Annotated in this window: 7 protein-coding genes; 1 reads left to right on the top strand and 6 read right to left on the bottom strand. The window is 63.0% G+C overall.

The window, feature by feature from the left end:
- Nucleotides 1-24: 24 nt before the first annotated feature.
- The gene (locus ACSSVH_RS05250; RefSeq protein ID WP_169956665.1) at nt 25-336 is read right to left on the bottom strand and encodes a YqfO family protein; all 312 of its coding nucleotides are present in this window, start codon (nt 334-336) and stop codon (nt 25-27) included.
- 4 nt (nt 337-340) lie between these two features.
- Complete coding sequence (gene purL / locus ACSSVH_RS05245; protein ID WP_169956698.1) at nt 341-4,237, bottom strand: phosphoribosylformylglycinamidine synthase; 3,897 nt, start codon at nt 4,235-4,237, stop codon at nt 341-343.
- A gap of 287 nt (nt 4,238-4,524) precedes the next feature.
- On the opposite strand from purL, the gene mltF reads away from it, so the two are divergent.
- Nucleotides 4,525-5,985: a membrane-bound lytic murein transglycosylase MltF gene (gene mltF, locus ACSSVH_RS05240; protein WP_432755116.1), complete on the top strand. Its 1,461-nt coding sequence runs from the start codon at nt 4,525-4,527 to the stop codon at nt 5,983-5,985.
- A 138-nt stretch (nt 5,986-6,123) separates the two neighbouring features.
- On the opposite strand, the gene ACSSVH_RS05235 is transcribed toward mltF, so the two are convergent.
- The 4 genes from ACSSVH_RS05235 to treC all read right to left on the bottom strand — a co-directional run bounded on the left by ACSSVH_RS05235 (nt 6,124) and on the right by treC (nt 12,050).
- A complete protein-coding gene (locus ACSSVH_RS05235; RefSeq protein WP_169956669.1) occupies nt 6,124-6,408 on the bottom strand; it encodes a PTS sugar transporter subunit IIB in 285 nt (94 codons plus the stop codon).
- A 2-nt stretch (nt 6,409-6,410) separates the two neighbouring features.
- Complete coding sequence (ptsP, locus tag ACSSVH_RS05230) at nt 6,411-8,942, bottom strand: phosphoenolpyruvate--protein phosphotransferase (protein WP_492634183.1); 2,532 nt, start codon at nt 8,940-8,942, stop codon at nt 6,411-6,413.
- A gap of 169 nt (nt 8,943-9,111) precedes the next feature.
- Nucleotides 9,112-10,332, bottom strand: a complete 1,221-nt coding sequence (locus tag ACSSVH_RS05225) for a maltoporin (protein ID WP_170042961.1) — start codon at nt 10,330-10,332, stop codon at nt 9,112-9,114.
- 71 nt (nt 10,333-10,403) lie between these two features.
- Nucleotides 10,404-12,050 carry an alpha,alpha-phosphotrehalase gene (gene treC, locus ACSSVH_RS05220; protein WP_170042962.1) on the bottom strand — a complete coding sequence of 549 codons (1,647 nt, stop codon included), beginning with the start codon at nt 12,048-12,050 and terminating at the stop codon, nt 10,404-10,406.
- Between the last annotated feature and the right edge of the window lie 96 nt (nt 12,051-12,146).

Raw genomic sequence — 12,146 nt, 5'->3', positions numbered from 1 at the left:
TTTCTTGTTCTAGCGGCCAGCGGATCAGAAATCCGCCAATTGCCAGACCTCATAAGCCGGTGTCTCGTAGGGATGACTCAGCTTCAACGCAGCAACTACCGCCACGATCAACGCATCGGCCACCACCAGCTCAACCTTCCATTCTGCAACCACCTCGACCTGGCCCACCTGCCCGATAAACGGCTGGCTGCCATCCATCGCGCGGAACTGGCCGCGGCCCAGCACTTGCCAGGCACAGTTGTCGTAGTTGCCGATGCGCCCGCCACCGGCCGCGAAGACGGCGCTTTTCACCGTCTCCACATGGCTGTCGGGCACAAAGAAGCTGAGCTTGTACACCGCCTTAGTTCACCCACACACGAGCGTTACGGAACATGCGCATCCACGCGCCGTCTTCGTTCCACTCTTCCGGGCGCCACGAGTTCTGCACGGCGCGGAACACCCGCTCCGGGTGCGGCATCATGATGGTCACGCGACCGTCGCGGCTGGTCAGCCCGGTGATCCCGCGCGGCGAGCCGTTCGGGTTGGCCGGGTAGCTTTCGGTGACCTTGCCGTGGTTGTCGACAAAACGCAGGGCCACGGTGCCGGACAGATCGGCTTCCAGCAACGCTTCCTCGCTTTCGAACTCGGCATGGCCTTCACCGTGGGCGATGGCAATCGGCATGCGCGAACCGGCCATGCCTTGCAGGAAGATCGAGTTCGATTCCTGCACCTGCACCATGGCCACACGGGCCTCGAACTGCTCGGAACGGTTACGTACAAAGTGCGGCCAGAACTCGCTGCCCGGGATCAGTTCGCTGAGGTTGGACATCATCTGGCAACCGTTGCACACACCCAGGGTGAAGCTGTCGTTGCGCTCGAAGAAGCCCTGGAACGCATCGCGCGCGCGGCTGTTGAACAGGGCCGACTTGGCCCAGCCTTCACCGGCACCCAATACGTCGCCGTAGGAGAAACCACCGCAGGCCACCAGGCCCTTGAACTCATTGAGGTCGACGCGACCGGCGAGGATGTCGCTCATGTGCACGTCGATCGCATTGAAGCCTGCACGGTCGAACGCGGCCGCCATTTCCACCTGGCCGTTGACGCCCTGCTCACGCAGTACGGCAACCTGTGGCCGGATGCCTTTCTTGATGTACGGCGCGGCGATGTCCTGGTTGACGTCGAAGCTGAGCTTGGTGCTCAGGCCCGGGTTGTCTTCTTCCAGGATCACGTCGAATTCCTGCTCGGCACAGTCGACGTTATCGCGCAGGCGCTGGATCTGGTAGCTGGTCTCGGCCCACTGGCGTTGCAGCAGGCGGCGCTGGCCTTCAAACACGGTGTCGCCGTTGAAGACGATGTTGATCACGCCGTTGTTGATCGGCTGGCCAACCACCGCCACGCAGTCGCCCAGGCCAGCAGCGCTGAACTGTGCAAGCACGTCCGGGGTGGCGTCCTGGCGCACCTGGATCACCGCGCCCAGTTCTTCGTTGAACAGGATGGCGGCAATGTCAGCGGAAGTTTCCGCCAGACCGTCGAGGTTCAGGCTCAGGCCGCAATGACCGGCAAAGGCCATTTCCACGACGCTGGTCAGCAAACCACCGTCGGAACGGTCGTGGTAGGCCAGCAGGTGGCCGTCGGCGTTCAGGCCCTGGATCACGGCGAAGAAGGCTTTCAGGTCTTCGGCGTCATCGACGTCCGGCGCCTGTTTGCCAAGCTTGCCGTGGGTCTGGGCGAGGATCGAGGCGCCCATACGGTTCTGGCCACGGCCCAGGTCAACCAGGATCAGGTCGGTGGTGCCCTTGTCCATGCGCAGTTGCGGGGTCAGGGTCTGGCGGATGTCGGTGACCGGCGCAAAGCCGGTGACGATCAGCGACAGCGGCGAAGTGACGCTCTTGTCGGTGCCCTCATCGTTCCAACGGGTGGCCATGGACATGGAGTCCTTGCCCACCGGAATGGTGATTCCCAGTTCCGGGCACAGCTCCATGCCGACCGCCTTGACGGTGTCGTACAGGCGCGCATCTTCACCGGGGTGGCCGGCAGCAGACATCCAGTTGGCCGAGAGCTTGATATCGGACAGCTTGCCAATGCGCGACGCGGCGATGTTGGTGATGGTTTCGCCAATGGCCATGCGGCCCGACGCCGGGGCGTCCAGCAGGGCCAGCGGCGTGCGCTCGCCCATGGCCATGGCTTCACCGGTGTACACGTCAAAGCTGGTGGCGGTCACGGCAACGTCAGCTACCGGCACCTGCCATGGGCCGACCATTTGGTCACGGGCCACCAGGCCGGTGATGGTGCGGTCGCCGATGGTGATCAGGAAGCTTTTGCTCGCCACGGCCGGGTGGTGCAGCACGCGCTCGATGCTGTCGGCCAGGTCGAGGCTGCTTGGGTCGAAATCATCGCCCAACTCGGCTTCACGTACCGCCGAGCGGTGCATGCGCGGAGCCTTGCCCAGCAGCACTTCCAGCGGCATATCCACCGGGCTGTTGCCGAAGTGGCTGTCGGTGACGGTCAGTTGCGGCTCGGCGGTTGCTTCGCCGACGACCGCAAACGGGCAACGCTCGCGCTCGCAGATCGCCTGGAAGCGTTCGAAGTCCGCAGGCCCCACCGCCAACACGTAGCGTTCCTGGGATTCGTTGCTCCAGATCTCGTGCGGGGCCATGCCCGGCTCGTCGTTTGGAATATTGCGCAGTTCGAAACGGCCGCCACGGTCGCCATCGTTGACCAGTTCCGGGAAGGCGTTGGACAGACCGCCGGCGCCGACGTCGTGGATGAAGCTGATGGGGTTCTTGTCACCCAACTGCCAGCAACGGTCGATGACTTCCTGGCAACGGCGTTCCATCTCAGGGTTTTCCCGTTGTACCGAAGCGAAGTCCAGGTCCGCCGAGCTGGTGCCGGTGGCCATGGAGGAAGCCGCGCCGCCGCCCAGGCCGATCAGCATGGCCGGGCCGCCGAGGACGATCAGCTTGGAGCCGACGAGAATCTCGCCCTTCTGCACGTGGTCTTCACGGATGTTGCCCATGCCGCCGGCCAACATGATCGGCTTGTGGTAACCGCGCACTTCATCGCCACGGGGGGTGGTGATGGACTGCTCGAAGGTACGGAAGTAACCGGTCAGGGCCGGACGCCCGAATTCGTTGTTGAACGCGGCGCCGCCCAGGGGGCCTTCGATCATGATGTCCAGCGCGGTGACGATGCGCTCAGGCTTGCCGTATGGCACTTCCCACGGCTGTTCGAAACCTGGGATCTGCAGGTTGGACACGGTAAAACCGGTCAGGCCGGCCTTGGGCTTGGCGCCACGACCGGTGGCACCTTCGTCGCGGATCTCGCCGCCCGAGCCGGTGGCTGCGCCCGGGAACGGGGCAATCGCGGTCGGGTGGTTGTGGGTCTCGACCTTCATCAGGATGTGCACCGGCTCCTGCACCGCGCCGTACTGGCGGGTCTGCGGGTCCGGGAAGAAACGGCCGGCGACAGAGCCGACGATGACCGAGGCGTTGTCTTTATAAGCCGACAGAACGCCTTCGCTGTGCATCACGTAGGTGTTCTTGATCATGCCGAACAGGCTTTTTTCCTGGCTCTGGCCGTCGATATCCCAACTGGCGTTGAAGATCTTGTGGCGGCAGTGCTCGGAGTTGGCCTGGGCGAACATCATCAGTTCGATGTCGTGGGGGTTGCGCTGCAAGCCGTTGAAAGCGTTGACCAGGTAGTCAATCTCGTCTTCGGCCAGGGCCAGGCCCAGCTCGGTGTTGGCCTTCTCGAGGGCGGCGCGGCCACCGCCGAGCACGTCAATCGCGGTCAGCGGCTTGGGTTCGGCGTGGCTGAACAGGCCGCCAGCCTGTTCCAGCTGGCTGACGATGATCTGGGTCATGCGGTCGTGCAGGCTGCTGGCGATCAGCTCGGCCTCGGCGTCGCTGAACTGGCCAGCCACGTAGAAGGCGATCCCGCGTTCCAGGCGCTGGATTTTTTCCAGGCCGCAGTTGCGGGCGATATCGCTGGCCTTGCTCGACCAGGGCGAGATGGTGCCGAACCGCGGCAGAACCAGGAACAAGCGGCCGGTCGGCTCTTGAACGGGAACGCTGGGGCCGTACTTCAGAAGGCGTGCCAGCACTTGCTGTTCGTCGGCGGTCAAAACGCCGTTAACGTCGGCGAAGTGAGCAAATTCAGCATACAAGCCAGTGACAGCTGGAACCTTCTGGCTCAGTTGCTCAAGGAGTTTGCTGTGGCGAAAGGCAGAAAGGGCAGGAGCGCCGCGCAGGATCAACATCTTCGGGACAGCCTCGGGAAGGGGGTGTGCTTTGAGGCCGTGCATTCTAGCGTAAACCTGCGCCAACGGCACCCGAAACGGCACCGCTGGCCGCTGCCGAACGTCAGTTGGCACCGATTGCACGGTATCGGGGCGTTTTCCAGGGCCGGCGGCGCAGTTATTTTAACCGTCACAATCGCGCCCCAGGCCACGTTTCTGCGGGCTGCAGCACAGTTTCGCGGGCGCTAGCAGACAACGCCGATGCTGTCGAGATATGGCGCCATGGGCCGTTTGCGTATACTGCGCAGATGTTCTCCCCAACTGCTTTGCGCCCGCGATGTGCCAAATGGCTCCTCGCCACCGGACTCTTCCTGATGCTCAGCGCCTGTGTTGATAAGCCCAGCACGCTCGAGCGAATCAAGGAGGATGGCGTATTGCGGGTGGTCACTCGAAACAGTCCGGCCACCTATTTCCAGGACCGCAACGGCGAAACCGGTTTCGAATACGAACTGGTCAAGCGCTTTGCCGACGACCTGGGGGTCAAGCTTGAAATCGAGACTGCCGACAACCTCGACGACCTGTTCGGCCAGTTGGGCAAACCCAACGGCCCGGTATTGGCCGCTGCCGGCCTGGTCAGCAGCGAACAGCGTAAACAGCAGGTGCGCTTCTCCCATGCGTACCTGGAAGTGACCCCGCAGATCATTTACCGCAACGGCCAGTCCCGCCCCACCAACGCGGCCGACCTGGTGGGCAAGAAGATCATGGTGCTCAAGGGCAGCACCCACGCCGAGCAACTGGCCGAGCTGAAAAAGCAGAATCCTGCGATTGAGTACGAAGAGTCCGACGCCGTTGAAGTAGTCGACCTGCTGCGCATGGTCGATGAGGGGCAGATCGACCTGACCCTGGTCGACTCCAATGAAGTGGCGATGAACCAGGTGTACTTCCCCAACGTGCGGGTGGCCTTCGACCTGGGCGACGCCAGCAACCAGAGCTGGGCCGTGGCAGCCGGGGAAGACAACAGCCTGCTCAACGAGGTCAACAGCTACCTCGACAAGGTCGAGAAAAACGGCACCCTGCAGCGCCTCAAGGATCGTTATTACGGGCATGTCGATGTGCTGGGCTACGTCGGCGCCTACACCTTTGCCCAGCACTTGCAGCAGCGCCTGCCCAAGTACGAGAAGTTTTTCAAGACCTCGGCCAAGGAAGAAAAGGTCGATTGGCGGCTGTTGGCGGCCATTGGTTATCAGGAGTCATTGTGGCAGCCGGCGGTCACCTCCAAGACCGGCGTGCGTGGCCTGATGATGCTGACCCAGAACACCGCCCAGGCCATGGGCGTATCCAACCGCCTCGACGCCCGGCAGAGCATCAAGGGTGGCGCCAAGTACCTGGCGATGATCAAGAGCGAACTGGACGACAAGATTCTCGAACCTGATCGCACCTGGTTTGCCCTGGCGGCCTACAACGTCGGCGGCGGTCACCTGGATGACGCGCGCAAGCTGGCGCAAAAGGAAGGCCTGAACCCGAACAAATGGCTGGACGTGAAGAAAATGCTGCCGCGCCTGTCGCAGAAGCAGTGGTACAGCAAGACCCGCTACGGCTACGCCCGGGGCGGTGAGCCGGTGCACTTCGTGGCCAACATCCGCCGTTACTACGACATCCTGACCTGGGTGACCCAGCCGCAGCTGGAGGGCAACCAGGTGGTGGAAGGCAATCTGCATGTGCCGGGCGTGGACAAGACCAAGCCGCCGCAAGATACCCCCCAACTCTGACCCCTGGGAACGACCAGACACCACAAAACCCAATGTGGGAGCGGGCTTGCCCGCGATCGCGGTGGGCCAGTTGATGAGTATTTGACTGACCCACCGCTATCGCGGGCAAGCCCGCTCCCACATTTGTTTTGTGGTGTTCTACAGGCCGGTGATCAGATGTACTACCCCGCCCGCCAGCACCATCACCGCCGTGATACCCGCCGCCTTCAGCGCCGCCTCGTCCACCCGCGCCGGGTCCTGTAGCTGCACGCGGATCCGGGTCAATGCCACGCGCTGCTGTGACTTGAGATTACTCGCCCCACCCAACGCACTCAGCACCTCAGGCGCCAGCATCGCATCAGCCGCCGGCTCGGCAACCACCGTTTCTGCCACCAGGTCCGGGGTCAGGGCTTTCCAGAACGCCTGCTGCAATTTCTCGAACATATTCAGTTCTCCACAACCAGTGAGGTTTCCACAGTCGCCGCGTGGTACTGGCTCAAGGCCTCGCGCACCTGGGCGGCTTCTTCCAGGTTTAACACCTGGTGGGCGATCAGTTGGCAGTCCGCCAGGTCCAGCTCACGCACCGTGGCCTTGATGCTCGGGATCAGCGGTACGCTGACGGACAACTCGTCCACCCCCAGCCCGATCAGCATCGGCACCGCCAGCGTTTCGGACGCCAGCGCGCCACACACCCCCACCCACTTGCCGTGGGCATGGGCGGCCTTGACCGTGGTGGCGATCAGGCGCAGCACCGCCGGGTGAAAGCTGTCGGCCTGGCTGGCCAGGCGCGGGTGGTCGCGGTCCATGGCCAGGGTGTATTGGGTCAGATCATTGGTGCCGATCGAGAAAAAGTCCACGTGGGGCGCGAACACATCCGCCATCAACGCCGCTGACGGCACCTCGATCATGATCCCCAGTTTCGGCAGTTCAGTGAGCCCCAGGGCCGCCGCTTCCTCTTCGAGGATCTGGCGGGCCTGGCGCAGCTCCGACAGCAGGCTGACCATCGGCAACATGATGTGCAACCGGGCCAAGCCCGCGCTGGCGAGGATTGCCCGCAACTGCTCGCGCAACAGTTCCGGACGCTCCAGGCACAGGCGAATGCCACGCAGGCCAAGAAAGGGGTTGCTCTCGCTGTCCATCGGCACGTAGGCCAAAGGCTTGTCACCGCCCACATCGAGGGTGCGCACCACCAGGTTGCGCTCGGTGCCCAGGGCACCGGCAATGGCGCTGTAGGTCTGGGCCTGTTCCTGCGGGCTCGGCGCACGGTTGCGGTCCAGGTAGAGAAACTCCGAGCGCAACAGCCCCACACCCTCAGCCCCCAAGACCAGGGCTTGCTGCACTTCTTGCAGCGAAGCGACGTTGGCTGTCACCTCGACATGATGACCATCGCGCGTGGTAGCCGCCAAGGCGGCCTGTTGCACATCGCGCTGGTGACGCAACACCTGTTGCGCGCGCGCGGCCCGCAGCCGCTCGATTACCGTCGGGTCCGGGTCCAGGTGCAGTTCGCCTTTATCGGCGTCCAGCAACACTTGCTTGCCCTCGGGCAAGTCCAGGACCTGGGCTGGCACCCCGCAAATCGCCGGCAAGCCCAAAGCACGCGCAAGGATCGCGACATGGCTGGTGGCGCCGCCGGCAACGGTGATAAATCCCAACACCTTGCGCGGGTCGAGGCTGGCGGTTTGCGAGGGTGTCAGTTGCTCGGCAATCAGGATTGCCTGCTCCGGCAACTCCCAGGCGCCGTCCTGCACCCCGAGGATCAGCTTGAGTACACGCTGGCCAACATCCTCCATATCGGCGGCGCGTTCGGCCAGCAGGGAGCTGCCGGATTGCTCGAACAGCCCGGCGGTGGCGAGTGTGGCGCTGTTCCAGGCAAAGGCGGCGCTCTTACCTTGGGCGAGCAGGCCGTGGGCTTGTTCAAGCAGGGTCGGGTCTTCGAGCAATTGCTGGTGGGCGCGGAAAATCTCTGCCTGGGCACTGCCGCCGGCCTTGTCCTGCAACACTTGCAGCGCTTGGGTTGCAGCGCGCAAGCCACGTGCCAGGGCGGCATGCTCCAGCGTCTCGCCAGCCCCCTGCTCAGGCACATTCAGCTCGGGCTCAGCCACCTGCACCACCTGACCAAACGCCGAACCCGGCGATGCACATACGCCACGCAGCACGCTTGCCGATGACAGCGGCGCAACTGGCTCAACCACCTCGGCCACCAGCGCAACGGTTTCGCCACAGCCTTCTGTCAACAGCGTAACCAACGCCTGGATCGCCGCCGCGGCATCCTCCCCCGCCGCGCTCACTTGCAGGGTATCGCCCCGTACCGTTTGCAAGCCCATGATCGCCACCAGGGACTTGGCGTTGGCGCTCTGGGTTTGCTTGTGCAGGCAGATGCTCGCCTTAAAAGCCTTGGCCGCCTGGGCCAGCACCGCCGCCGGGCGGGCATGCAAACCGTTGGCGTTGGGCAGCTTCAGGGGCTTGGAGAACAGTGCGTCACCCTCCTCCTCGTCATCGTTGGCGGCGCGTATTACCGGCGTCACACGCAACAACGGTTGCCCGGTTTCCACCAACCCCGCGCCCGCCGCCAGCAGCACAAATGGCTCACCGCTGACCACCAGCATCAGGGTCAGCAAGCTACGGGCATTGAGCGCGATAAAGTCGCCATCGAATTCGATCAAAGGCTGGCCCGCCTCAACCCGCTGGCCTTCCTCGACCAGCCGGGTGAAGCCCTTGCCCGCCAGGTTCACGGTGTCCAGGCCGATATGCATCAGCACTTGCACGCCCTGGTCGTCGGTGACGCTGACCGCATGCCCACTGTCCTGGATATTGCTGATCACCCCGGCCAGCGGCGCGCAGAGGGTCTGCGAGGTGGGATCGATACACACGCCGTCGCCAATCAGGCGGCTGGAGAACACCGGATCCGGCACCTGGTCCAGGGGCAACAGCACACCCGCCAGGGGCGCCAGCAGTTCCAGGGGTTGAGTTGTGGTCATGACATCACCTGCTGTTTGGTTCTGTAAAAAACATGGGCCGAGTACACATCCCGGGGTGAAATGGGCCCCTGTGGGAGCTGGCTTGCCTGCGATTGCATCAACGCGGTCTCATTGGAATACCGAGCCGCCTGTATCGCGGGCAAGCCCGGCTCCCACATAAAGCCGGTGTTTATTTCCACCAGTATTCGACCTGCACACCGAAGTTGGAACCGTGGCGCGCGGTGCCATAGGAGCCGGTGTCGGACAACGCCGAACCCGCCGCCAGTTCATTGGCCGCGCGCTTGGCTGCTTGGTTCCAGGTGGCATAGGTGTAATACAAGCGCACCTCCGGCCGCGCCCAGAAATCCGGGCCCTTGGGCGACCAGGTCGGGGCGAAGGTGAACTTGCTGAGTTTGCGCGTACCGCCGCTGGCATCGACCTGATCGTGGCCCAGTTCGGTGACCAGCTTGAACTGTTCGCTGATGGCATACGCCGGGCGCACACCGACAGACATCCAGGTCTGGTCCTGGCTGCCGGGGCGCACGTCTTTCTGGTACACCGCCTCCACCTGGCCGCCAAAACGCGGGGTCACTTGCCAGTCAAAAAACTCCACCGCACGGTAGCTTTTGCTACTGCGCTCCAGAGCTGTATTCCCGGTGTAGCCCAGGCCGGTGCCCGGCCCTTCGCCGTACTGCAGGGCGAACTTGTTCTTGCCACCGAGGAACGCAGCCTGCACATGCTGCGCAGTGAGGGCCCAGCCACTGTGGGTGTCGCGCCCGCCCGCCTGTTCGATATAGCTCAGGCCCAGTTCCAGTTCGCCGCCGGGGTTGGTCTTGAAGCCTGCGACGTTGAAGTCGTGACGGGTGGCGTATTGCTTCTGGTACAGGTTGTCCTTGCGCGACAGGGCGTAGCTGTACTTCAGATCGCCGATCAGCACGTCCTCGATGCCGCCGCCGGTGGCGCTCTGGTTCCAGTAGTAGAAGTCGGAAATATGGATGTCGTTACGTTTGTAGTAGCGCCGACCGGCCCACAGTGAGCCGCCGTTGAGGCTGGGCATGTTCGACCATTGCGCATACATCTGTGGCATGCGCGCCGAGCCGTTGTTTTCGCCCTGGAACTTCAGTTCGCGGTCGTATTTGTTATACAGCGAGGCCATGGCATCCACGCTCAGCACCGAACCGTCGTCCAGGGTGAACAGGTCCTGGCGCAATTCCAGCTCGGCATATTGCTCGCATTCGTTACCCAGGCGGTACTTGGATTGAGCGCCCGGCAGTTGGAAACATTGCTGCGGGCCGCTGCCGGTCGAGGTGCCGGCGCCGCTACGCAGGTAGCCGGCAAATTCCAGGGCGTGGGCCGCCAGGGGCAGGGTCAGGCAGGATGCGACGAGGCCCAGCTTTATTGTTGTTTTCATGAAGCGCTCCATTATTTTTTTTATTTTTTCCCTGTCGGAGCCGGCAAACCGGCTCCTGAAAAGGGGATGTTTCAGTCGGTCAGGTGCAGCACAAAAGACTCGTAAGGACGCAAGATGAGCGTGTCGGTGCGCACCGGGCAGTCGGGGTAGTTACTGATCAGCAGGCGTTGCGCGCTCGCCGAGCCAATCACGCTGTGAGGCAGTTGGATTTCGCAGGGCTGGCCGTAGAAGTTGTTCAGCACCAGCAGGCGTTCGCCATGGCCTTCGCGCAGGTACGCCCAGACCTTGTCGTGGTCCTGTAGCAGTTGGCGGTAAACCCCCTCCTGGATCAGCGGCTCAAGGCGCCGCAAAACGATCAAGGCCCGGTAGTGATGCAGCACCGAATCCGGGTCATCCAGCTGGCTCTGGACATTGATCTGCGCCGCATTGGCCGGGATGCCGATCCACGGTTCAGCGCGGCTGAAACCGGCATTGGCCTGGCTGTTCCACTGCATCGGCGTGCGCCCGTTGTCACGGGACTTCTGCATGATCGCGGCCATGCTCGAGGCCTCGGACTCACCGGCATCGCGCTTGAGGCGGTAGATGTTCAGGGTCTCGACATCACGGTACTGCTCGATGCTGTCAAAGCCCGGATTGGTCATGCCCAGCTCTTCGCCCTGGTACACAAACGGCGTGCCCTGCAGGAAGTGCAAAGCGGTGGCGAGCATCTTGGCCGAGACCACGCGGTGCTCGCCGTCATCGCCAAATCGCGAGACCACCCGCGGCTGGTCGTGGTTACACCAGAACAGCGCGTTCCAGCCGCCACCGGCCTGCATGCCCATTTGCCAGTCGGAAAGGATCTGCTTGAGCTGCAGGAAATCGAAGTCGGCGCGCACCCACTTTTGCAGGTTGGGGTAATCGACTTTCAGGTGATGAAAGTTGAAGGTCATCGACAGTTCTTTCGACTCAGGGCGAGAGTAGCGAATGCAGTGTTCCAGGCTGGTGGAGGACATCTCGCCGACGTTGATCAGCGCGTGGCCCTCGAACACTTCGCGGTGCATTTCCTGCAAGTACGCGTGCACGTTCGGGCCGTCGGTGTAGAAGCGCCGGCCGTCGCTGTTGTCTTCGGGGAAATCCGCCGGCTTGGAGATCAGGTTGATCACGTCCAGGCGAAAGCCGCCCACGCCCTTGTCACGCCAGAAGCGCATGAGTTTGTAGACCTCGGCGCGCACCTTGGGGTTGTCCCAATTGAGGTCGGCCTGGGTGTGGTCGAACAGGTGCAGGAAGTACTGGCCGGTCTGCGCCTCGTATTCCCAGGCCGAACCGCCGAACTTGGATTGCCAGTTGTTCGGCTGGTCGCGCCAGATGTAGAAGTCGCGGTACGGGTTGTCGAGGCTGCTGCGTGCCTGCTGGAACCACTCGTGCTCGATGGAGGTGTGGTTGACCACAATATCGAGCATCAGCTTGATGCCGCGCTTGGCCGCTTCGCTGATCAGCAGGTCGCAGTCGGCCATGGTCCCGTAGCTGGGGTCGATGGCGTAGTAGTCACTGATGTCGTAGCCGTTGTCGCGCTGGGGCGAGCGCAGGAACGGGGTGATCCACAGGTAATCGACGCCCAGCCACTGGAGGTAGTCGAGCTTGTCCACGATGCCCAGCAGGTCACCGGTGGCGTTACCCGCGTGGCTGTGGAAGCTTTTGGGGTAGATCTGGTAGATCACCGAGTGTTGCCAGTCTTGCATGGTGGGTTCCTTCAATTGAGTGTTGTAGCGGCCTTGCGGGCCTCATCGCGGGCAAGCCCGGCTCCCACAGTTGAAATGCATTCCTCTGTGGGAGCT

The sequence above is a fragment of the Pseudomonas sp. HC1(2025) genome, from assembly GCF_058742075.1.
Note: the sequence above shows the minus strand (reverse complement) of the source record. Positions and strands in the feature narration are given on the sequence as shown.